The organism is Nitrincola tibetensis, from assembly GCF_003284585.1.
In the GTDB taxonomy this organism is placed as follows: Bacteria; Pseudomonadota; Gammaproteobacteria; order Pseudomonadales; family Balneatricaceae; genus Nitrincola; species Nitrincola tibetensis.
Genome location: NZ_QKRX01000002.1, coordinates 433,842 through 456,481, shown reverse-complemented (window position 1 = coordinate 456,481; position 22,640 = coordinate 433,842). Strand labels below are relative to the sequence as shown.

Annotated in this window: 26 protein-coding genes and 2 pseudogenes; 21 read left to right on the top strand and 7 right to left on the bottom strand. The window is 44.5% G+C overall.

Going from position 1 to position 22,640, the window contains the following annotated elements:
• Positions 1–193: 193 nt before the first annotated feature.
• Positions 194–1,177 (top strand): transposase, encoded by a 984-nt coding sequence (locus DN062_RS04295; RefSeq protein WP_112157840.1) that lies wholly within the window; start codon positions 194–196, stop codon positions 1,175–1,177.
• Positions 1,178–1,389: 212 nt separating this feature from the next.
• Positions 1,390–1,929 (top strand): hypothetical protein, encoded by a 540-nt coding sequence (locus tag DN062_RS04290; protein ID WP_112157838.1) that lies wholly within the window; start codon positions 1,390–1,392, stop codon positions 1,927–1,929.
• 181 nt (positions 1,930–2,110) lie between these two features.
• Here the strand turns inward: DN062_RS04290 and DN062_RS04285 are convergent.
• Positions 2,111–2,490: pseudogene (locus DN062_RS04285) on the bottom strand (transposase); the annotation flags it as partial.
• A 61-nt stretch (positions 2,491–2,551) separates the two neighbouring features.
• On the opposite strand from DN062_RS04285, the pseudogene DN062_RS18790 reads away from it, so the two are divergent.
• Positions 2,552–2,728, top strand: a pseudogene (locus DN062_RS18790) (ISAs1 family transposase); the annotation flags it as partial.
• A gap of 1,106 nt (positions 2,729–3,834) precedes the next feature.
• Here the strand turns inward: DN062_RS18790 and DN062_RS04270 are convergent.
• Positions 3,835–4,749 carry a LysR substrate-binding domain-containing protein gene (locus DN062_RS04270; protein ID WP_112157832.1) on the bottom strand — a complete coding sequence of 305 codons (915 nt, stop codon included), beginning with the start codon at positions 4,747–4,749 and terminating at the stop codon, positions 3,835–3,837.
• Positions 4,750–4,914: 165 nt separating this feature from the next.
• Between DN062_RS04270 and DN062_RS04265 the strand changes: the two genes are divergently transcribed.
• The 13 genes from DN062_RS04265 to DN062_RS04205 all read left to right on the top strand — a co-directional run bounded on the left by DN062_RS04265 (position 4,915) and on the right by DN062_RS04205 (position 14,059).
• Entirely contained in the window at positions 4,915–6,225 is a 1,311-nt protein-coding gene (locus DN062_RS04265) for a D-serine ammonia-lyase (protein ID WP_112157829.1), read from the top strand.
• A 118-nt stretch (positions 6,226–6,343) separates the two neighbouring features.
• Entirely contained in the window at positions 6,344–6,769 is a 426-nt protein-coding gene (locus DN062_RS04260) for a GFA family protein (RefSeq protein ID WP_112157827.1), read from the top strand.
• Between the two features lie 39 nt (positions 6,770–6,808).
• On the top strand, positions 6,809–7,192 hold the full coding sequence (locus tag DN062_RS04255; RefSeq protein ID WP_112157825.1) for a DUF2306 domain-containing protein: 384 nt from the start codon (positions 6,809–6,811) through the stop codon (positions 7,190–7,192).
• 272 nt (positions 7,193–7,464) lie between these two features.
• Positions 7,465–7,752 (top strand): hypothetical protein, encoded by a 288-nt coding sequence (locus tag DN062_RS04250; RefSeq protein ID WP_112157823.1) that lies wholly within the window; start codon positions 7,465–7,467, stop codon positions 7,750–7,752.
• Between the two features lie 25 nt (positions 7,753–7,777).
• Complete coding sequence (locus DN062_RS04245) at positions 7,778–8,359, top strand: hypothetical protein (RefSeq protein ID WP_112157821.1); 582 nt, start codon at positions 7,778–7,780, stop codon at positions 8,357–8,359.
• Positions 8,360–8,362: 3 nt separating this feature from the next.
• Positions 8,363–8,569 carry a hypothetical protein gene (locus tag DN062_RS04240; protein ID WP_112157819.1) on the top strand — a complete coding sequence of 69 codons (207 nt, stop codon included), beginning with the start codon at positions 8,363–8,365 and terminating at the stop codon, positions 8,567–8,569.
• Positions 8,570–8,729: 160 nt separating this feature from the next.
• Positions 8,730–9,311 (top strand): hypothetical protein, encoded by a 582-nt coding sequence (locus DN062_RS04235; RefSeq protein ID WP_133256742.1) that lies wholly within the window; start codon positions 8,730–8,732, stop codon positions 9,309–9,311.
• Between the two features lie 129 nt (positions 9,312–9,440).
• A complete protein-coding gene (locus tag DN062_RS04230; RefSeq protein ID WP_112157815.1) occupies positions 9,441–10,307 on the top strand; it encodes an alpha/beta fold hydrolase in 867 nt (288 codons plus the stop codon).
• Between the two features lie 112 nt (positions 10,308–10,419).
• Positions 10,420–10,893, top strand: a complete 474-nt coding sequence (locus tag DN062_RS04225) for a GNAT family N-acetyltransferase (protein WP_205126643.1) — start codon at positions 10,420–10,422, stop codon at positions 10,891–10,893.
• Positions 10,894–10,976: 83 nt separating this feature from the next.
• Positions 10,977–11,645 (top strand): DUF6088 family protein, encoded by a 669-nt coding sequence (locus DN062_RS04220; protein WP_338039955.1) that lies wholly within the window; start codon positions 10,977–10,979, stop codon positions 11,643–11,645.
• Positions 11,645–12,850 carry a nucleotidyl transferase AbiEii/AbiGii toxin family protein gene (locus DN062_RS04215; RefSeq protein WP_112157814.1) on the top strand — a complete coding sequence of 402 codons (1,206 nt, stop codon included), beginning with the start codon at positions 11,645–11,647 and terminating at the stop codon, positions 12,848–12,850. The genes DN062_RS04220 and DN062_RS04215 overlap by 1 nt, the downstream gene beginning before the upstream one ends.
• Before the next feature lie 39 nt (positions 12,851–12,889).
• Positions 12,890–13,300, top strand: a complete 411-nt coding sequence (locus DN062_RS04210; protein WP_205126642.1) for a GFA family protein — start codon at positions 12,890–12,892, stop codon at positions 13,298–13,300.
• Positions 13,301–13,471: 171 nt separating this feature from the next.
• On the top strand, positions 13,472–14,059 hold the full coding sequence (locus DN062_RS04205) for a 3'-5' exonuclease (RefSeq protein WP_112157810.1): 588 nt from the start codon (positions 13,472–13,474) through the stop codon (positions 14,057–14,059).
• Positions 14,060–14,127: 68 nt separating this feature from the next.
• Here DN062_RS04205 and DN062_RS04200 read toward each other — a convergent pair whose 3' ends face one another.
• On the bottom strand, positions 14,128–14,562 hold the full coding sequence (locus DN062_RS04200; RefSeq protein WP_112157808.1) for a regulator: 435 nt from the start codon (positions 14,560–14,562) through the stop codon (positions 14,128–14,130).
• 400 nt (positions 14,563–14,962) lie between these two features.
• On the opposite strand from DN062_RS04200, the gene DN062_RS04195 reads away from it, so the two are divergent.
• From DN062_RS04195 to DN062_RS04175, 5 genes are all read left to right on the top strand, one after another.
• Positions 14,963–15,436: a GNAT family N-acetyltransferase gene (locus tag DN062_RS04195; protein WP_112157806.1), complete on the top strand. Its 474-nt coding sequence runs from the start codon at positions 14,963–14,965 to the stop codon at positions 15,434–15,436.
• Between the two features lie 47 nt (positions 15,437–15,483).
• Positions 15,484–15,837, top strand: coding sequence for a DUF1801 domain-containing protein (locus DN062_RS04190; protein WP_239995687.1), 354 nt, complete (start codon positions 15,484–15,486; stop codon positions 15,835–15,837).
• Between the two features lie 50 nt (positions 15,838–15,887).
• A complete protein-coding gene (locus tag DN062_RS04185) occupies positions 15,888–16,424 on the top strand; it encodes a DUF924 family protein (protein WP_112157906.1) in 537 nt (178 codons plus the stop codon).
• A 331-nt stretch (positions 16,425–16,755) separates the two neighbouring features.
• A complete protein-coding gene (locus DN062_RS04180; RefSeq protein ID WP_205126641.1) occupies positions 16,756–18,351 on the top strand; it encodes a tetrathionate reductase family octaheme c-type cytochrome in 1,596 nt (531 codons plus the stop codon).
• A gap of 1 nt (position 18,352) precedes the next feature.
• Complete coding sequence (locus DN062_RS04175) at positions 18,353–19,012, top strand: cytochrome b/b6 domain-containing protein (protein ID WP_112157800.1); 660 nt, start codon at positions 18,353–18,355, stop codon at positions 19,010–19,012.
• 98 nt (positions 19,013–19,110) lie between these two features.
• On the opposite strand, the gene DN062_RS04170 is transcribed toward DN062_RS04175, so the two are convergent.
• The 4 genes from DN062_RS04170 to pdxH all read right to left on the bottom strand — a co-directional run bounded on the left by DN062_RS04170 (position 19,111) and on the right by pdxH (position 22,607).
• The gene (locus tag DN062_RS04170; protein WP_112157798.1) at positions 19,111–19,872 is read right to left on the bottom strand and encodes an SHOCT domain-containing protein; all 762 of its coding nucleotides are present in this window, start codon (positions 19,870–19,872) and stop codon (positions 19,111–19,113) included.
• Between the two features lie 309 nt (positions 19,873–20,181).
• Positions 20,182–20,748 carry an elongation factor P gene (efp, locus tag DN062_RS04165; RefSeq protein WP_112157796.1) on the bottom strand — a complete coding sequence of 189 codons (567 nt, stop codon included), beginning with the start codon at positions 20,746–20,748 and terminating at the stop codon, positions 20,182–20,184.
• Positions 20,749–20,782: 34 nt separating this feature from the next.
• Entirely contained in the window at positions 20,783–21,943 is a 1,161-nt protein-coding gene (earP, locus tag DN062_RS04160) for an elongation factor P maturation arginine rhamnosyltransferase EarP (protein WP_112157794.1), read from the bottom strand.
• 25 nt (positions 21,944–21,968) lie between these two features.
• Positions 21,969–22,607, bottom strand: coding sequence for a pyridoxamine 5'-phosphate oxidase (gene pdxH / locus DN062_RS04155; protein ID WP_112157792.1), 639 nt, complete (start codon positions 22,605–22,607; stop codon positions 21,969–21,971).
• Between the last annotated feature and the right edge of the window lie 33 nt (positions 22,608–22,640).

Genomic DNA, 22,640 nt, shown 5'->3' with positions numbered 1-22,640 from the left:
AGTACGAAACTGCACACCAGTGGGACCGACAACACTGAATCCAGAAAAACAGCCGACTAAACAAGTAGAAAAACGAGCCGCTTAAAACGGCTAATGGTGACAACTAGCTTGAAAAACGCCGGAGGCGTTCAGGCTGTAGAAAAAGCTCTTTATCTATGCTTTGATAAGACTTTCAGGAAACGGAGGCTTCAGGATGGCAAAGTTCAAACATTATGATTACAACCAGATGTCGATGGTGGTGATTAACTACCTAGAACAGATCCAACCTGGTACGTTTGAGTTTGCACTGCATTACCTGATCTCTGAAAAACTCGACTTATCGGCTTTTCACAAGCCTTACAAAAATGATGCTGAAGGTCGCCCAGCATACGACCCAGCGATACTGCTCAAAATTCTAGTATTTGCTTATTCAAAGGGCATTACCTCCAGCCGTGAGATCCAGTGGTGCTGCGAAACGAATATCATCTTCAAAGCCTTATCTTGCGACACCGTGCCGCACTTCACTACGATTGCTCACTTTGTCAGCAGCCGAGTTCAGGCGATTGAAAGCTTATTTGAACAAGTGCTACTCATCTGTGATCAACAAGGACTGTTAGGCAATGAACTCTTTGCCATTGATGGTTGTAAGATGCGCTCTAATGCATCCAAGGAATGGTCTGGCACCTTTAAAGAACTGGAACAGAAGCGTCACAAACTCAAGCGCTTGATCCAGTATCATCTCAGTGAGCATCAAGAAAAAGATACCTGTGAAAGTGAAGAATCACTTGAACGTAATAATCGCAAGACTCAAACCATTCAAACACTGGATGCGGCTGCCAATAAGATCGATGCTTTTTTAAAGCAGAACCAGCCGAGGATGGGCAAAGGCAAGCGCAGCAAGGAAGTGAAGAGCAATATCACTGATCCAGAGTCAGTTAAGATGACGATTGCACTTAACGACCAGCGTGCGCCGACCTATACTGACTGGATGAATCACCGAGTGGATAGTCCTAAAGGGAAGCAAATTTATAGCCATCGAATGTCTGTTGTGGAGCCTGTGTTCGGTAACATTGGTACCAATAAAGGGCTCAGTCGTTTTAGCCTGCGAGGTAAAAACAAGGTTCAGGGTCAGTGGCAATTGTACTGTTTGGTGCATAATGTAGAGAAGTTAGCGAAATACGGTGGATTGAGCGGATGAGGCGGAAATCAGGATGATATGGCTTTTGAGTGAGGCTCTGAAGGGGCAATTGCTTAAGACCTATAAAAGTAAAAGCTAAAAAGACAGATGAAATACGTGATTGCTGACTGAAGTCAGCAATTGAAAAGAATAATATAGACTGGGCTCTGGCGGAAAAACTTGTCGAGATTAGGTTTTTCTACAAGCTCGTTAGGTCACCTGATGGAATCTCGATGTTGAAATTCATAAAAAATAATATTGCGATAATTGTTAGCTTGGCAGTGCTTCTGCTTGCAGTGATTTTCTTTACTGGGGTGTATTTCATTACATTCAGTGGGGGAGCATCTACAAAACATAGCGATTGGGACGATTTTGGTAGCTATGTTAGCGGTACAATAGGCGTTTTAGCTGCATGCTTAGCGGTAGTTTGGTTAATGATTTCTGTTCATTTACAAAAAATTGAGCTTCGAGAATTAAAAGCTCAGCTTGCGGAATCAGAGAATGAACAAAAAAAGCAAACTCATATTGGTGCGCTTTCTGCAGTACTTAATTCAAGCGTTCAAACGCTTGCCCAGTATCAAAATATTCTGATTGCATTAAATAGTGGCGAAGCACATCTTCATCCAATGGAAGACGGTACTTCAATTCACATGAGAGTGGATGATGAGTTCGCAAAGATGACTTTTTATCAAAAGCAAATGGAACGCTACCTTCAGGACAAATATCCTGAAAAACAACGTGACCATATTGATGACATTGATTCGCCGTTTTAAGTTGGCCTAACAAACGCCAGCACAAACGCGCCCTTTGGGCGCTCGACTCGCAACAAGTTGCTCGCGTGTGTGGCTGGCGTTGAGACTGTCGGATTAGTCCCAGAGCCCTTGGCTTGTGTGGCAGGGGATGAAGGCTAGAAACCGTTAACTAAACTTTACCATCAGAGATGGCAAGGGATGGCGCGGTATAAACACTACGATTACAACCAAACCAAGATGGTAACATTCTGATTAACGAGAACAGGTGCTGAAGCTCCAGAATAAACTTAAACCGCGCTACTTTTGGTTCTTCGCGAAGTAGGTGGCCGCCTTTTTTAGGATGGCTAAATCCTCTGGTTGCTCAGCTGATTGTCGTTTCAAACGTGTCACTTCAGCCGCAAGCTCAGATTCACGCTCACTGGTATTAGACTTTTTCTCGTCAGCAGAGAGCCAGTTATACAATTGAGATTCATAAAGCTTTAATTCTCTGGCTTCGGCAGCTACGACGATCTTATCAGCCAGCTTCAGTGCTTCAGCTTTAAATTCAGCGGTATGTGTTTTGCGGACTTTCTTTGTTGACATGATTCACTTCGTTAAGTGATTGTGCTCACTTAGCAAGATGTCCAAAAGTTTTGGTACGGATCAGCGCGGTGCAATCCATATGATTAGTGCATTTTGTGTTGAAAATAGTATGGTGATTGAGCTGCTTAAAACAGCGGAAAAAAGCAATGAGATAACGGTGATTCCAGAGTTGTTAAAATTGTTAGAGATCCGAGGATGCCTTTTGATACTTGATGCGTTTAACTGTAAATTCGATATTTTAAGTGATAAATTTCAAGCTTTTTTACAATTTAGGTGTCCTAAATGCGCTCCTGATTACGTCAAAAAATTGTTTAGGCAGGCTGGTTTTAGTGAATGTTTTATTTCTGATTTTCTTGATTTTTTATCCATAAAGCAAATGAAAATAAAATTTTTTAATATAGTTTAATTCAGGATTTTCTATTGGGCTGTTGATGAAGTGACTTGATAGATAAATAAAATAATGAAAGAGCTTAATATACCTTTGTATAAAAAAGATCGTTTTGGCTACCTAAAAAAGTTAGTGTTGCTTATTATAATAGCCTGCTTGGTAGCTCGACCTAACTCACTTTTCGGTGCTCTTGTTGCATCCATATTAATTGTTCCTATATTTTTATTTTGGCTTGGCTTCTCTTCATGGTGGTTTAGGAAGTTTTCTGGTAGTAAGCTAATGGGGATATTGTTTTATTTTTTGATTTTTTTATTTATTAAGTTCGTGTATGGGTGCGCGATTCCATTTTTAAATCCTTACATAGAGGGGTTTTTTTGAAGAGGTAATATTAGTTTTCTTATGCTGTTTTGGATATTTTATGCTTATTCTTGCTTTATATAATATGTGGCTTGATGTCTCAATTGCCTCCATTTTTAATTAAAATTAAGCGATTGATTTTAATTTTTATGCTGCTCAATTCATAATGCCGATTATGTCTTTTTAGCTGATCATGGAGGGCTAACACTAAATGAAATCAAAACTATTTTTGCTAATTACAGTGCTTTGTATGTTTTGCTTGATCTTAGGTGCAAGTTACATTCCTGGCTTTAAAACATTATCTGTCACATCTGATTTGAGTTGCAGGACTACTTGTGGTTTAGGATTTCTTTTCTCTCATTTCTTCGGCCCCCAAATAGGCAATTATATTGTTGGTCTTATCTGGTCAGTAATCGGTTTGTCTTTGTTTGGGTTTGCATATCGTTTTTCTCGATAGCTTCACTCTTCAGTAATTCCAAAACGGTCCTAATATTATTGAATCGTGTTGGATACTGCCCGCATAAAAATGACATATTAGACCAGAAGCCTCCTCCTGAAAAAAATAGAATTTCAAAACCATCCAAACTCAAACGTTTAAACTACTCTATCACCTTCGATACCTCACATTGCACCCCAATCCATTGAACCAAGGCAAGTATATGAGGATCTTCCATTCGAGTTTCAGAAATTCTTAACCAGTAACTGGCAGGCGATATCACGCTTTCACAGGGGGCGATGAGTCGACCCGATTTCAAGTTATCCTGTACAAGTGAGAGGCGAGCCATTGCAACGCCGAGGCCTGCGGCGGCGGCTTCAATGGCCATATCAACACGGTTAAAGTAGTAATGATCCGCATTTTGAAGTGGCTGGATTTGCATTTGCGTAAGCCAAACGTTCCATTCGCTATGTCGATCAGCACTCGCCCATGCTTCGGTATCATGGAGGAAGGCAATGTCTTGCCAAGCCTCTGCTGCTGTCCAATCCCAGTTGCTGCGATAATGGGGTGACATAACGGGAAGTAAATATTCATTCATCATAAACCCTACGTTATGTTCACTCGCTCGATGACTTGGGCTGTAGTCGATGGCGATATCGTAGTCTAAGGGTGCATCGTTTAAGACACTGAGAGCCGCGAGCACTTCTACCCTAATGAAGGGATGAGTTCGATGAAACTCGGTTAAGCGAGGTATCAGCCAATGAAGCGCAAAGGAAGGCGTGGCTTTAAGGCGAATGATACGTTCGGTGTCCCGAGTCTTAACAGAGTCGACCGCAAGAGCGAGTGTGTTAAGCGGTTGAACAATGTTTGCGAATAGGGTTTCTCCGGTTGCTGTCATCCTGAGCGAACGAGCACTACGAACAAATAAAGGCGAACCTATTTCTTCTTCCAGCTTTCGAATTTGTTGACTGATAGCCCCTGTGGTCACACAAAGCTCGTCAGCTGCGCGCGAAAAGCTCATTAAACGTCCCACCACCTCAAAAATTCTTAATGCGGTTAGGGTTCTGGCGTTTAACATTCAATTGGCTCCAAACGTTCGAGAGTCATCAGTGTGCGTTGAGTTCTTCCTACAATATCCTTGTGTTTAGAAAAACTAAAGATAGGTTTAATAACTATCGTTTGATGGTCGCGTTAAATCAAGCAATACTTGGCGTATTAACTATCTAAATACAGGTCAGTATTCATGATTCACCTCTCAATAACCCAAGAACAACAAAGCCAGATCAGGCAAGGACAACCATTACTCTGGCTAAACCCAAAGTATCAAGAGCCTTCGTCTGCACCTGCAAAGCCCGATGTTCTAGAGATGTATGAAGCGCAAGCACGTTTAGCGCGTTTTGCGCCTGTATTATGTCAGTTGTTTCCTGAGCTTGCCGTTAGTAATGGGATTATTGAGTCTCCATTGTTGTTGGCGCCTCATTTACATCAGGCAATTGCGCCCATGGGGGCACGCACTTTGATTAAAGCCGATCATGGTTTGCCAGTCGCAGGCTCGATAAAAGCGCGAGGCGGTATTCATGAGGTGCTGTGTTTTGCTGAACAGTTGGCGCTAGATCATCAAGTTTTAAAAGATATCCATGACGATTATCAAAAGGTACTGCAGCCAGAGGTTCGGTCGCTTTTCGGTCAGTATGAAATAGCGGTGGGTAGTACGGGAAATCTTGGGCTTAGTATTGGCATTATTGGGGCGGCGCTTGGTTTTCAGGCCACCGTGCATATGTCGGTAGATGCAAAAGAGTGGAAAAAAGACCGTTTGCGTAAGCGCGGTGTGAAAGTGGTTGAGCACGATGCAGACTACGGCGCTGCGGTTGCAGCGGGACGGGCGGAGGCGGAGGCGAACCCGAGCAGTTATTTTGTGGATGATGAGAGCTCGCCGCGATTATTTATGGGATACGCAGTGGCCGCTTTACGTTTAAAGGCACAGCTGGAGGAGCAACAGATTGCGGTTGACTCGGATCATCCTTTATTCGTCTATCTTCCAGCGGGTGTGGGTGGCGCGCCAGGTGGAATTACTTTTGGTTTGAAAGCGATGTTTGGTGAATATGTGCATTGCTTTTTTGCTGAGCCCGTTCAGGCTCCTTGCATGTTACTGGGTATGGCGGGTAGGCCAGGAGCGGAGCCTGTGAGTGTGTACGAGTTTGATTTAACGATTGATACTGAAGCGGATGGCTTAGCTGTAGGTCAGGCGTCTCAGTGGGTTTGTGATGCGATTCGAGACCAATTGGCAGGGGTCTATACAGCGGAGGATGCCGCTTTGTACCAGCATTTACTTCAATTGAAAAAGCTGGAAAACATCGAGGTGGAGCCGTCAGCGGCGATTGGATGCTTAGGGCCTCAGATGCTGAATACGCCAGAGGGTAGGGCATGGATTCGGGACCATCAATTGGATGAAGTAATGGAAAAAAGTACGCATTTGATTTGGACAACGGGTGGATCTTTTGTTCCCAAGGAAGAATATCAGGCGTTTATTGATAAAGCGATCCGTTGTATTTGATGCTTGCAGAGCCATCCCTTATCCTAGGGTAGCGCTAGGTGTTGTGTCATCATAATGCTGGGTGGTATATGGGGTTTTTGAATATTTCGGTAATCTTGGTTTTTGATAGGGGTGATTAATGCTAGGGAAATGCTTGTGTGGTCAAACCGTATTTGAGTTGGATTTGCCAAAAGTTAGGGCTTATCAATGTCATTGCACTTTGTGCCGAGCCCAGAGTGGAACCTCTTCAAATTTGGGTACGATAGTCCCCGAGGCAAAATTCTCGTGGGTATCAGGTCGCAGTCACATTAAGAGTTGGGTCAAGGAGTCGGGTTTTACATCCGATTTCTGTAGCAATTGTGGCTCACCGGTTCCCAATATGCTTCGAGGAATGCCTTATTACTGGGTTCCGGTTGGTGCGCTCATCGATGCCGCTTCTGTCGAAGTTATTGCTCATCTTTGTACAAGCTCAAAAGCGACTTGGGATTCGATTGCGGATAACGCGGTGCAGTATGCGGATCTACCCGATATAAAAACCTTTATTAATGAGTTAAATGCAGAGTGAGAAGCGAAGGACGTTTTTATAAACGGATTGGGGTCTAGGATGAGCTATGTTTTTCTGGCATATATGCACCTTGTCACGGTTGTGCCTGCATTTTTGATAGGGACGTTTCTATTGTTAAACAGAAAAGGCACGTTGAAGCATAGGGCGCTAGGAAAGGTATATATGCTGCTCATGCTGTCGACTGCGCTCATTACGCTGTTTATGACCGCACAGGTTGGTCCAACACTTTTGAATCATTTTGGCTTCATACATTTATTCAGTGGCTTGGTGCTCTATTCGGTACCCGCGGCATTTTTTGCGGCGCGTAAGAAGGATTACAGAACGCATCAATATAATATGATTGGTGTCTATGTCGGTGGTATTCTGATTGCGGGCGGGTTTGCGTTTGCTCCTGGTCGGCTTTTGCATACTTGGTTATTCTAGAGTGGCGCTGGGTTTTGATTGTTTGCAAGAGTAGGGCGATGTCGCTGCTTTTGTAAACGTTGGTTGAACTTCCTGACTGTTAATTGTTAAGATTTCCGCTTTACAACAAGGAAGCCGTCGTTGCTTCATGGATGAACGTCACATTTCGCTGAGCCAAACGGCCATCAGCCTTGTTCTTCTATGAGCATCAGTCCTGCTAAACAGTAGGTTACATTGATGTTTTCACAAAAATCTTCATGCGTTAATACCCCCCAATCCAATGAGGTCATGTTATGACCCCCTTTCTGAGCCATTGCTATGCCTCGCGTGGGTCAGAGCAGGTAGAGCAAGACAAAAACTGGCTTCAGATCGAAGAGCTTGGCTCCATCACTCCCTTGGATGCGCAATTCAGTGTTCATCCGAAGAAAAATGTCCCTGATGCACTGCGCGAGGCGCTGTTCGGTCACAGTGATCCGACAGAGGCCGATTCTGTCGAGTTTGGTAATGAAGTCCCGCCGCTGGTCACTTATGCAGTGCTAGATGCCGCCAAAATGCCTTATTTGCTAACATCTGCGCGATAATCTGGGAGTGAATGTCGTGCGTTGCATGTCGAAGTCGACTGTTTTAAACCATCTGCGCAATCGGGTAATTGATGGCAAGGAACACAAAATCAGAAATCTGGTTTTCTTCTGCCATGGAACGCCTGGAACTATTGCATGGAATTATCCTGAGAGACCAGATATAGATCTCGAACCTGACGACTTCATTGGCCTGCCAAGTAATATATTCTCATTAGGTGGGCGAATATTTTCTTATGCTTGCCAGACAGCAAGACAGGGCTTTGGGCAATCTCTTGCCGATCATTTCGATGTATCGGTGAGGGCATTCTATCGGAGATCTTTCTACGAGCTATGCCTGCGTGACCCGTCGGATTCAGACAGAATTGCCACTATCTTGCGAGAACATCGTGAAACACAGGAAGGGCAAAAGATTGATATACCGCCAGATCATGAAGCTTTTCCGCATCCGGGACTTGGTACGAATATCCCTTTTACGAGAGGGCGAGCAGAAGGGACAAGGAATTACGCTCTATGGAGAAAAGGAGGGGCCATTGGTCTGCCGATTACTGGCAATACTCCAGCTGAGCAACCTTGGGGCTTCATTGAACTTCAATCGCAAGAGGAATAATGCATGAAATGGCTTTGGGTCGCGGGAGCCTGTGTTGTTCTAGCGGCCGGTATTTATACATTCATACAGGAGATGCGCATGCACGAGTATTGTCGGGTTTATAGTCCGGAGAGTTGGGGGTGGGGGGATGCTGGAGATGCTGAAATGCGTGCCAACATCTGGCCCGAAGAAATGTCACGCACTATCCACGTGCGTCTGACTCGGCTTTAAAAACATTTTGGATTGATAGATTGCAGAGGGCATGAAATACATGCCTCTGCGCTCCAATGCAGAGCTCTAGTTGGCTCGAAGCTGATACTGTACTGCCTTGTCTACGCTACGGCCATCTATTAGTTGATAGTGAAGCAGTTGTGAAAATTGAGGAGGGCGAGTGAATAAAAAGATACTTATCGTGCTTTTGATGGGATTGTTGATTTTCTTGTCTGGCATGCTATGGAACATAACACGAGATCACAGTATCAGGAAGGTAGAAATGGAATATGAAGAGTTTAAGGCCTTGGTAGAGGAGCATTTTTCAACGCGCTTTATGGATATTGACTTCCAGCCGGCAAGTACCGATTTTTTTCAGGAGATCAGGCAAAACCCCTCAGGGTGGAGTTTTCTGGTTAGACATCTTGTCGCTGACCCAACGGTTGCAATCGGGGTTAAAGATGGAGCTTCTGCTGCCTTGCTTGACTTGCCGCCTGATCAACTGGCGGAGTTTTTAGAGTTTCTGCTGACATTGGCATATTCTGACCGAAATTATATAAAGATTGCTGAGGGGGTTGCATTTAACAATTATCGAGGTGCGTTGCACATTCTTCCAGGCATGCTCCCAGATGGCAGTATCTTTGATCATTCACATCGCCCAGCGGTGCGGCGTGTATTGCAACGCTTGTGGGAGCATCCCGCCTATCCGCAAACAAGCCGTGAAGGCGATCACGATTTGGCGGACCTCTTCAGAGGGCGGTGACAAAAGGAGCGAACTTAGCCTGAGTAGGTTCGCTATCGTTTAACTCACGATTTTAGAAGCTATCCTATCAAGCTTTAACAGGTATAGTTACGTAAGGCGAAAGATGTTATTCATATCTAGGAGTTAAAAATGGTCAAAGGATTAGTGTGTTTATGGATTGTACTTCTCTGCAGTACCGGACTTCATGCGACCGAGTTTGACTCGAACACTGTGTCAGTGAGGGTTGTGGGCTCGGGGCATGATGTCATTTTAGTCAATGGGCTGGCCTCTTCACCGGAGGTGTGGGATAGCACTGTCGATCAGCTTCAGTCCCGCTATAGAGTTCATATTGTGACGATCAAAGGCTTTGCCGGAAGCAAAGCACCGTCTTCAGTGCCAGAGCATTATCTGGACGCGTTGCGTGATGACCTCCTAGGGTATATTGAGCATGCTCGATTGGATTCGCCGTCGCTGATCGGGCACTCAATGGGCGGGCTTTTGGCTTTAATGGTTGGCAGTGCCAATCCAGATGCCGTGAGTAAGGTTGTTGTGGTGGATGCGTTGCCTTTCTTTAGCTTACTGTTTAATGCCCAAGCGACGTCGGCACAAGTGGCTCCATTTGCGATGGGTTTAGAGCAGCAGTTTCTGGCAATGAGTGCAACGGAGTATGAAGCGTATGTCCGTCAGGCTGCGGGTATTATGGTTAAGTCCACGGAGGGAGTTGAAAAAATTGTGACTTGGGCCAACACTACGAATCGTGCCATTTATGCTCAATTATCCCGAGAGGTAATCGCCTATGATGCCAGAAATCTATTGGATCAAATTACAGCTCCTGTCTATGTTCTGTATGCCTATGACCGGACCATGCCAATAACGGCAGAGAAACTGGCGAGTCTTTATCAATCTGCTTACTCTCAAGCCACTACAGCCAGTCTGATGCAAGTTGATGATGCCTATCACTTTATTATGTGGGATCAGCCGGAGCGTTTTTTGGCGTTTTTGGAAGGTGTTTTATAGGCGGCTTTAATTCGTCGGCGTAAAGTGAGTAACCACAAGGGCGGTGGTGCCAATCAATCGGTGCACAAGTGCAGAGTTTAAAGTCGTAGAGGGCATTTACGTGATAAGAGAAATGACTAAATCGGATTTCGAGGCATTCTGGCCTTGTTTTAAGGCTGTTATTCAAGCGCAAGAAACCTATGCCTTTGATCCAAAAATGAGTTTTGAGGAGGCTTATGAGCTTTGGTGCAAAATGCCATTGAAGACGTTTGTGTTTGAAGAAAACCAGCAGATTTTGGGCTCTTACTACATTAAGCCGAATGCAATGGGGCCTGGTAATCATGTTTGTAATTGTGGCTACATGGTGACTGAAGCCGCGCGTGGCAAAGGGATTGCCAAAAAACTCTGTGAGCATTCTCAAGATCTGGCGATGACATTAGGCTTTGAAGCTATGCAATTCAACGCAGTTGTTTCGAGCAATGAAGTGGCGGTACAGCTCTGGCAAAAATTGGGTTTTAAGATTATCGGAACAATTCCAAGAGCTTATCGCCATGGAAAATTGGGGCATGTTGATAGTTACATCATGTACAAAGCGTTACGGGCTTGAGTGGGATTAAATTTAGGAAAGCGGGTAGGGAGTCTGTGGCTACAATAATCCTGACATAATTTGTCTGGGAAGTACTATGAATAATGAGCTACAATGAATGTACATTAATATTTTTAGTCAGATCTATGGTGGCCATGTCTGTTGCAATGAAAGTGGCGTCCCGGGTTAACCGCATGAAGCGCGGTGTTCCCTTTCCTATTACAGGGTTTTATGCTCTGGGAAATCATACGTCTGTACAAAAGTCGATCAGCCGTCTGGCACAAGAAGGTGTTGTTGTGCGAGTAGCTAAGGGCTTTTACGTGCGTCCGAAACCCTTAGCCAGTATTCCGTCTATCAAAACGACGGCGAGTGCTGAACAGGTCGCTAAGGCTTGGGCTAAAGTGAATGGTTATAAACTAGTAAGCCAGGGGCAAGAAGCGGCGTATCGTTTGGGGTTGCAAACTCAAGCTCCGATGAAAACGGTTTACTGGAGCAATGGGCCAACTAGGGAGTTTAGTATTGGTAATCAGGTTGTTGAGGTGCGACATGTTTGCGACCAAAAGCTGCGCTGGGAGAAAGCTCCAGAGGGCACTTTTTTGCGAGGGCTTCTAGTAACCCCGCCTGAGTCTGTAGACGTATCGGATCTGAAAAAGGCCGGGCAACGATTGTCTCTAACACCTGCAGAAATCAAAATAGTGGCCAAAAAGCTTAGTACGGTACCTATGCTGAATGCTTGGCAGAGTAAGCTGGCACAGCTGGAGCAGGCTCTCTGATGAATATACTTGATTTGTATCAATCTCCTAGTGGGCGTGAAGAGCTAAAACAAATATTACTGCTTGGCGCTCAAAGACACCCTGAAGGTCTTCCGGATTTTTTTCTGGAAAAAGACCTGTGGGTGACCGAAATTCTGCGCTTGCTGTATGACGAACAGCTATTAGGGGATTATGCTGTCGCGTTTAAGGGAGGAACGGCACTCAGTAAATGCTGGAAGGTTATTGATCGTTTCTCAGAGGATATTGATCTATCCATTCATTGGGCGGATTTAGCGGAAGAAGTGGACGAGCTTGCTGCTTGGGAGCTGTCAACTAAAAACCCAAGTCAGCAGAAAAAGTTCCGTGAACGCCAAACCTCCCGTCTGATGAAGTGGTCCAGCCGGTTTGTGGAGATGCTTAATCAGCGTTTTGAAGACTATGGTATTGAAGAATTGGGGGCTGAACTTGAAGCTGACTCGCGTGGTGAAAAAATTAATATTCGGTTTCCGAGGGTGACCGAGAGCGAAAACAACTACCACCTAGATTACGTGTTACTAGAATTTGGCGGTCGAAATCGGGGCCAACCTACTGTGGATCATGAGGTTGAAAGCTACTTGGCTGATGTCCCTGAATTACAGGGCTTTGATTTTCCAAAGGCAAACGTGCAGGCGTACGATCCTGCTTATATCGTCTGGGAAAAGCTGACCGCACTTCATCAGTTCTCGACCATGGAAAAGGAGCCTGATAAACATCGATTGGCTAGACATTGGTATGATGTCGACTGTATGTTGGAGAAAGGTATCGTTGACCTTTTCTTAGCAGAAAAAGCGAAAAATGATGTGGTGGAGATGAAAAAACAGCGTTGGCCAGAAAAAGGCGTTGATTACGAATTGGTTTTGAAAGGTCAGCTGAAGCTAGTTCCAGATGCTGATCGCCTAAGCGAAATAGAAAAAGATCACAGGGATGCTATCCAAGGACGTATGTTCTTTATCCATCGCCAACCCGAGAGTTTCGACAAGATAGTTGATCGATTATCGCGGGCACAAGATACTATCAATATCGCTACCTGGGTGAGAAACAATATTCGCTGGGTTTATTCTGGGGCTTGGATGCAGGCTGTAGTGGTGTTAGGAGAAATGAAGTTACGTTCTAAGATGACATTAATTAGTCATCCGGAAGGGGCTATAGAGCATTTGGTTAATAGAGCTCTTAATAATCAACCATGATGTGTAGTATTCGGGAGGTGGTTAATTCTAGGTAAATGCTTGTGTGGTCAAACGACGTTTCAATTGGATTTGCCAAAAATTAAAGCATATCAATGTCATTGCTCTTTGTGCCGAGCCCAAAGTGGAACCTCTTCAAGCTTGGGTACGATAGTCCCAGTGGAAAATTTTTCGTGGTTATCAAGTCGCAGTCACATTAAGAGCTGGGTGAAGGAGTCAGGTTTTTCATCCGATTTCTGCAGCAATTGTGGTTCACCTGTTCCAAATGAGCTTCGAGGAATGGCTTATTATTGGGTTCCGGTCGGCGCGCTGATAGACGCAACTTCTGTCGAAATTGTTGCCCATCCTTGTACAGATTCAAAAGCAGTCTGGGATTCTATTGCGGATAACTCTGTTCAGTATGGTAATCTTCCTGATATAAACACGTTTATTCATGAGTTAAATGCAGACTGAAAATTGTCTAGTATGCATTAAAACAGTAGAGCCTCAAATTTATAGGTTACTGTACCCTAAGTCTGTGCTCCAATGGGTGCGGTACAAGCAGGGCGGCTTTGAACTCCGATGTTATAGGGCGAGCAGGCATTTGTTCAATCGGTACTATTTTCTCTTAAAGTAAGGAATGCAATGGAAAGGCCAACAAAGGAGCAGATCCGAGACTTACCTATTTATGATGGTCTTGGTCAGGACAACATCATCGTTGTGACAAACAAGAAAGACGCCGAACGTGCAGTAGCAGAGTTAAAAAAGCACGCTTGTCTAGGGTTCGACACAGAGAGTAAACCCTGTTTTAAAAAAGGGGAGGTGAGTGATGGGCCTCATTTGATCCAGCTCGCCACAGAAACTACAGCGTATTTATTCCCTACTAAATTTCATGAAAATATTACTGTTCTCGAAGGGGTGTTATCCGACCCTGAAATAAAGAAGGTGGGCTTTGGGTTAAAAGAAGACAAAAAGCTTCTTTTCCGAAAGTATGGAATAACATTAATCAACTCAGAAGAGTTGTCTTCAAAAGTGATGCGATATGTGAATGTAAAACAACACGTTGGTGCTAGAGTAGCGGTTGCGATGTTGTTTAATCAACGGCTCACTAAGAGCGCACAAAAATCAAACTGGGCAATATATCCTCTGAATGAGCATCAGATAAAATACGCAGCGAATGATGCTCATTCAGCGTTAAGAGTTGAACTGGAAATGGAAAGAAAGTGCCAGTAGAAAAACTACGATAGGCATATGTTTCCATTGGTTGGTTTGGCCCAGTTTCTCATTATATTTTGATAAATTTACTTATTCTGTAATGCCTGTAGTCCTTCAAACTCTGCAAGCCCAAATGTCGCGATAATATTCTGATTATCGTCTAGTATTTCATACGTTGTGTTGCCCGGATCCCGGATGCTAAAAAAAACAACTGTTGGTTGATTTCCACCGCATTCTCGGTGTGGCTCGATATCAGGAGGGCTTACGGTATAACTCCCTGTAGGTCTTACCTCTTTTAGTGTCCCATCAGCGTTGTAAATGCAATGCTCTCCCTCAACTACAAACGTATGGTTCAAAGCACAATGCCTGTGCAACACTATTGGGCTGTTTGCCTCAAATTTAAAAAGTAAGTCTATTATTTTATTGGTTTTGTCTATGTTTAAGATAAAATATTGGAAGTTATCAAAGGCTTCAAGTCGTTGCCAATTGATTTCTTTGTCATTGAATTTGTATGTATCCAAAATATTAAACCCTTAATTTTTTATCGTAATAGTTAATAGAGTTATCTCAGTAGAAAATGCTATCTTTACTTGTATCGTCTGTGCAATATTGATTGCTTTGAAATCCGATAAGTTAGACTGAAGAGACACTATATGAATTTATATCCAATTAGTTAAATGAAAATTGAAAATAACAACCAAAGAACCATAAAACATAACCTTTGGTGCTTATAAAAAGAAAGTTTTTAAATTCTGAATCGCTTCTTATCGTTTACTCCACTGATTTATTGGGGCGGATGGTGGTCTTCCTATAGATCTCTTCTACCTCATAACTTTATACTGAGCGTAATCAATTTGAAGCGGTCAGGACTGTCGTAGTTGTTCCGCGAGTGCTCGTACAATTTGCCACTAGGAGGGTTGTTTGTATAAATTAGAAAGGGCTGTTTTTCCTGCCGACCTAAAAGATGTTCTTGATTTGTATCACGAGTATATCGATAGCACTTCAGCTGATCTTTCTTTTCAAGGTAATGATGAGGAGTTTGGCCAGTTGACTGAGAAGTACAGTGCTGACGAATCCAAAATATTTCTGTTGAAAATAGATGGTCATCCTGTAGGGTGCGCTGCATTTCGAAAGTTGGATGACGCTACATGCGAAATGAAGCGGGTGTATATTAGGCCAAGTGCTCGTGGCAGGCATTTAGGTGCTAAGTTGGTTGAGAGAATATTGCAAGAAGCGATCAGTAGCGGCTATAAGAAAATATGCCTTGATGTGCTGCCTGAGTTCAAGACTGCCTTGAGATTATATAAGTCGTATGGGTTCGTGCAACATCCACCTGTGACAAGCAATCCAGTTCCTGGGACAGAGTTCTTGGGATTGGATTTAGATACTTTATGAAACCTGAAATACAAAGTAAATTCGCTACCTATCCCTTGGAAGCGCAAATGCAACTCGAGAATGTCCGCCGCCTAATATTTGCAGTTGCAAACGATAATGGCTTGGGTCGAGTTGAAGAAACGCTCAAGTGGGGCGAAGCCAGTTACCTTGTAAAAGGAGGGAGTACCCTTCGAATCGACTGGAAGCCTAAAGATCCATCTGTCATCAAGGTGTATTTTCACTGTCAGACCCGTTTAATCGGAACCTTCAAGGAAATATATCAAGATGAATTCGAGTATGAAGGGAATAGAGCTATTGTGATTCCCTTGAGTGCTTCTATTGAAGACGGGCCACTAAGTCATTGCCTCCAGTTGGCATTGAAGTATCATAGCTTGAAGCATCTCCCGTTACTTGGAGCTTAAGGCAGTGAACATCGGTAATGAAGCCAGCTGCAGATAAAGAGGAATTCGTTATGTACAACAGTGTTCTTAAATTCTGGTTTGAAGAAATTGAGCCAAAGATGTGGTGGGTTGCAGACTCGGATTTTGATGATCAGATCAAAACGCGGTTTGGCGCTCTTGTGACGCAAGCATCGCAAGGTGAGTTGTATCCATGGCGTAAAGATGGGAAGGGGCGTCTAGCGGAAATTATTGTGCTAGACCAGTTTTCAAGAAACATTTATCGTAATACTCCGGCTGCGTTTTCACAAGATGCGATGGCATTGGTTCTTGCTCAGGAGGCCGTGGCTGCGGGTTTTCATGAGCAGCTTTCGGAAACAGAACGGGCCTTTTTGTTGCTTCCGTACATGCACAGTGAGTCGGCGCTCATTCATGTCGAGGCGGAGCGTTTGTACCGCGAGTATGCACCGGCTGAAAACTATCAATTCGAACTCAAGCATAAGGTTATCATCGATCGTTTTGGACGCTATCCGCATCGTAATCAGATCCTGGGCCGGGAATCTACGTCTGAAGAAATCGAGTTTTTGAAACAGCCGGGTTCGAGTTTTTGAGCCTAGTGATTGCCGACAGCATGAGGCAGCAGCACAGTCCCTAATACCCTTTCTGCAACAGACTGCTTTTTCATGCTGATGTATCAAGCGCACATATTGTTAACGCGTGAGTCTTGTGTCATTTTTGGCATAGCTTCTTCTTTATGACATGTAAATAATGTCATTATTTTGTCTGTGATTTTCATTGTAAAAAGTAAGTCTATTTTCTTCTTATAAATCTTGATTATAAGTATATTCTACTTAAGTATTAAGACGGCACGCTATTTGCTGTCGATGATCTGGAGTGCGAGTTGCTTTCTAATAACTTGAAGAATCCAGTGAAGGGAAAATAGTGGCTTATAAACATAAGAAAATATTCGTATTTATTCTGTCGATGCTTTGCAGTGTATTGTCCTTGAGTACACAGGCTTCAACGGCAGATCATAGTCAATTTGAGGTGCTGAAAGGGCCTTTTTCATCTGGTCAAGAGGTAACCGCCGCTTGTTTGAGTTGCCATACCGAGGCGGCTCACCAAGTGATGCAAACGCGTCACTGGACTTGGGAGTATGAAAACCCGCTCACAGGAGAGGTGTTAGGTAAAAAAACCATGTTAAATGGGTTTTGTATCGGTGATCGCTCCAACGAAGCCTTTTGTCACAGCTGTCATATTGGCTACGGGTGGCAAGATAACACCTTTGATTTTAACGAGCCTACAAATATCGATTGCTTGGCTTGCCATAATACCGGCGAGTACAAAAAAATTGCGGGTATGGCAGGTCATCCATCCTATGAGCGTCAAGAGTGGCCCAAAGGATCGGGTAAGTTTATTGAAGCTATCGATCTTATCGGTGTTGCTCAACAAATAGGCTCAACCTCTCGTGAAACCTGCGGTAGTTGTCATTTTTATGGAGGCGGTGGTGATGGCGTTAAACACGGTGATCTAGACTCATCTCTTGTTCATCCAAGTCGCGAGTTAGATGTGCATATGGCTTCAGATGGTCTTAACTTTAGCTGCAGTGACTGCCATCAAACGGATAAGCACCAAGTGCCCGGTAGTCGTATCAGTATGGCAGCAGCCCCTAGTGGTGGTGCGATGATGAGAGGGCAGCATCCTTCCGAGTATCAAAACCCTGCTAGCTGCCAGTCTTGTCATGGCAATGATCCGCATAAGGGCGACCTAATGCACTCATCACGTCTAAATCAGCATGCAGACATCATCGCTTGTCAAACTTGTCATATACCTGCTTTCTCAAGAGGAGGTGTTCCTACTCGAATGGGTTGGGATTGGTCTGTTGCGGGTAAATTGACGGAGGAAGGAAAGCCTTTTTTCACCTACGATGAAGAAGGGAATATTACGTACGATAGTCGTAAAGGTTCTTTTAATTTAGGGCAAAATGTTGAACCTGTGTATCAATGGTTCAACGGTGATGTTAGTTACATTCAGCCCGATAGCCAAATTGATCCAAGCGATAGGGTGGCCATTAATCGCTTTTTAGGTGAGCCAGGCTCGGCTGATGCACGCATTTGGCCATTTAAACGTTTTGAAGGTCGTCAGCCCTATGATACCGAGTTAAAAACGCTGCTCGTCCCACAGGTGGCAATCCCGAATGATACTTCATTTTGGTACAACTTTGATTGGGATAAAGCGCTGCTGGCTGGTGCCGAGAGTAGTGGGCGGCCCTTTAGTGGACATTATGATTTTGTCGATACGCAAATGGATTGGCCGATTACACACATGGTGGCCCCTAAAGAGCAGGCGCTTGATTGTGCGAGTTGTCATACGTCCGAGGGTCGTTTAGCTGGCGTGAAAGGAATCTGGATGCCTGGGCATCACCGGCAGTCCTTGCTCGATCAGGCAGGCTTTTTGTTGGCTGGGCTGATTCTTCTGGGAGCTGCGGGGCATGGCTCGATGCGTTTTGTAACACGTAACAAAAAGTCTGGGGGCTGACATGAATCAACGTATTTATTTGTATACGCGTTTTGAGCGCTTTTGGCATTGGTGTCAGGCTGGCTTGGTGCTTACGCTGTTATTTAGTGGGTTCGCCATTCATGGCACTCATGCAGTCATTGGTTTTAAAACAGCCGTTGAGGTGCATGAAATTGCTGCCTGGTTGTTAATTACCCTATGGATATTTGCAATTTTTTGGCACTTTACTACGGGGCAGTGGAAGCACTATGTGCCGACGCATGAGAAGCTTATAGAGATGGCGCGTTACTATGCGTATGGCATGTTCAAAAAAGAGCCTCATCCCTATCATAAAACACCCGACCGTAAGCATAATCCACTTCAGCGCATTGCATATTTGGGTGTGAAGTTGGTGATTAATCCGCTGCTTTGGGTCTCTGGTTTGGTCTATTTGTTCTGGGGGAGTATGGCTGACTATGTACCTCTGGCTCTTAAGCAAGTCGCCTCCTTACATACGCTTGGTGCTTTTATGATGCTGTGTTTTTTATTGCTGCATGTGTATCTTGCAACCGTAGGCCATACGCCGGTAGCCCACATCAAAACCATGATAACGGGTTGGGAGGATCCACATGCGGATGAGTCTCCAGGAGTTGAGCCGGATGATGAGCTTAGCAATAATGTTGCAATAAAGAAGCACAGCTAGGCTGGATTGGATAACAGCTGTTTGTATCCCCGAGGGATATCCAGCAGTCTGGTATTTGGATGGCCTTGTCTTTGCTTTGCGCAGACAAGGCCTATCATCTAGATTCGATTCAGCAATTCTGTTTTCTTAGCATAGTATTCATCTTCTGAAATGGCACCTGCATCTCTCAGCTTAGCCAGCTTTTCAATCAGTTGCAGAATGTCGTCCACCGAAGAGAAGGACGAGTTGTCGCGTGCGTTGTAATTACGGGGAGTGTCATTTTGCTGGGTGTTTTGCGCAGGCTCGGCAAAATTCCGTTGTGGTGCAGGCTCTAATCCTGTACCTGACACAATCGGTAGCTGGCTGACTGCAAGCGTGCCGTACTGGCTGCTAAAGGTGAGCGATGTATCGTTACCCTGTTGCTGGCTTACCCCACCAATATTGTGATTTAAGGTGTCGTAAACGGTGACTTGGCCATTCAGTTCAACGGCTAAGCGGTTAGGGAAAACAGCATAACGAATATTGTTTTGAGCGCCACTGCTAAAGGGTTGACCTAAGTCGCCTGGCCACCATTGATTGCTTCCTGGAGTGCCCTTGGGTAGAGGTGCAAATACTTGTAGGCTGGCAAGGCCGTTCGCAAGCTCACTACACAGATTGTCTACTATCATTTTTAAGTTGTGATTAAACATATCCCCCACCATTGTCATGCCACCTTGCATCCATTGACCAGGACCACCAAGCTCTTGGCAGTTGAATTGGGCTTGGGTGCCATATCCGTTGTTGACGGCGTTTAGCATGTGCATGACCGCATCGTAACTCAGGTTATATTTGGCACAAAGGTTGTTAACGAACTGTTGACCATCTTGGGTAAGGTTTTGCATTGGAGTGTCTCTCAATCAAGGACTATAAAAGCGAAGTACTGTTCTCTCGCAATAGACCTCTTGAAGGCGATTTAAGAGTTGCACAGCATCATGGGGATAATAAAATACTAAGATGACAGTTTAGCATAATTAAGCGAACTTTCATGTAATCGAAGGGGGATTGTTGATGCTACGCATTAAATGCCGGATAAATCTACGTCAAATACTTTAATTGAGCGCTTGAGTTTGGTCTTTATCCGGTGATGCGGTGAGTATTTGCCCAAGGGAAGTGCATGCTTTGTTCCTTGGGCAAATTGACACAGAGGGCCGTTATGCTTTGACGCGTGACTTATATTCGCCAGTACGAGTATCAATAGAGACAGAGTCGCCGATTTCGCAGAACGCAGACACCTGAATCTCAGTGCCGTTGGCAAGTTTTGCAGTTTTCATGACTTTGCCTGATGTGTCACCACGAACGGCAGGCTCAGTGTAGACGATTTCACGAACAATCGTGTTGGGCAGGGTCACAGAGATGACTTTGCCTTCATAGAAAACGGCTTCGCAGACATCTTCCATGCCGTCGATGATGTAATCCATCACGCCTTCTAGATCTTCTTTATCGATTTCGTACTGTTCGTAGTTTGTGTCCATGAAGACATAACGAGGGTCTGCAAAGTAAGAGTAGGTGACTTCCTTGCGCTCAAGAATAATGTCATCAAACTTCTCATCCGCTTTGTACACAGACTCTGTCGCAATGCCGGACAGTAGGTTTTTCAGCTTCATTTTAACAACTGCTGAGTTGCGGCCAGATTTACTGAATTCGGCTTTTAGGATGACCCAGGGTGAGCCGCTGATGCTGATGACGTTTCCAGCGCGCAGTTCTTGAGCTGTTTTCATGGTTGACTCTCAACGTAATGGATAAAATTGCGGGTTAATATAGCGGTTTTCTAGAAAAATGCACCAAATTTTCAACTAAGTCAGGTTGTGAGCTGAGTTGTTGGCACCAAGTTTGTGAATGTTCTTTCCAGATAGGCAGTAAGTCTAGTATTTCTTGCCATAAATGAGAAGCACCTAAGTTTTGATTCCAAGCTAAAAAAATAGATCTAATAGTTTGTTTTTCATTGTCTTTTAGGCTTTTTGTGTAGAGGTTAAGAAATGCCTCCAGTTTTTCCAAATGCGCATTCTCCTGCTGAGGGTAGATATGCCATATAAAAGGGCGAGCGGCCCATTGTGCGCGAACAAATGAATCCTCACCACGAACAAAATTAATATCGCAACAAAACAACAGTGTGTCGTAGATATCTTGTTGCAAGAAGGGTAGTCGTTGAAGGTGAAGTTGGCCCGATGTGTAGAGTTCACCTTCATGCATTTCATCGAGGTTCAACCAGTACTCAACCTGTGGGCGTATTTTGCCATCGGGTATTAGGCAGTGAACCACGCGATCACTCTGTTTCATTGAATCAAGAAGGTCATATAAGGCTTCGTTCTCGTATGAAAACAACGAAACAACCAAGCTGTTTGCTTGAGGCTCGATACCGAAGTGGTTCAGCGTGCGCGTGCGTATGTCTGCGTTTGATTGAAATTGATCACGCTTGAACAGGAGGTCTTTTTCTCGCAGAAGCCCACCCGTATTTTGGTTAAACCCCGGAAAAAAGAATGTTTTGTTGAGCGTAAACTTTGGATGCATGGAGTTCAGAGCGTGATAGTCCTGAGTCCAATCTTCAGCACTTAGATATTCAAGATTAAACCACCGAGGAGGAGAAGGCCGCTGGCTCATGGCCATGACATAGCTATCGGGGATGTCGCAGGCAAAGGCTTCGACAACCACGTCTGCGACATCATCGACACTAATCAATGGAAAGGTATCAGGCCATGCGTGTACGTATACACCTGCAAGATACTGTTCAGCATCTAAGCAGGCATCTGGCCAGATTTTTTTCAGTGCGCTTAGATCGTCTAGCCAGAGACGAACACAGAGTCCGTGCTCTGCCGAGAGTTGGCGTGCAAAGCGCCAGCACACGCCAATATCACCGAAATTATCGATGACTCGACAGAAGATGTCCCAATGCTCGGTGCTCGGCTGATTGTTCATGTTTACCATGCCATTATGGCTAACTTTAAGGGGCTAAACGTTCTATTTGCCACTCTTCAGGGCCTGTTCGGCGATATTCAAAGCGGTCGTGCAATCGATCTGGTCGTCCCTGCCAAAATTCAACGGTATGCGGCACAATGCGATACCCACCCCAAAAATCGGGTAAGGGAATCTGTCCTGCACTGAACTTGCGCTTCATTTCATCCAGTTTTATTTCTAAAAGGCTGCGTGAGGTGATGATAGAGCTTTGAGCCGATACCCAAGCGCCAAGCTGACTCCCGCGTGGACGACTGGTAAAGTATTTCAGCGATTCTAACGTTGAGATTTTTTCGGCTCGACCGCTGATTTCTATTTGACGCTCAAGTTCTTTCCAGAAAAAGAGTGTTGTTACTTCTGGGTTTGCATCTATCTGTTGAGCCTTTTGACTTTGGTAGTTGGTAAAAAAGACAAAGCCCTTCTCATCAAATGACTTGAGCAGCACCGTACGTAAACTGGGTTTGCCCTCAGCCGATACGGTTGCAAGTTGCATGGCGTTAACTTCGTGTATTTTGGCCTCATTGGCTTGCATAAACCATTGTTCAAACTGAGTAAACGGGTCTAAAGCAAGGCTTTCCCGAGTTAGTCCTGCGCGGCAGTATTCGTTTCTTAGATCACCGATGTCCATGCTTTAACTCCAATAACTGCGTAATAAAATAAA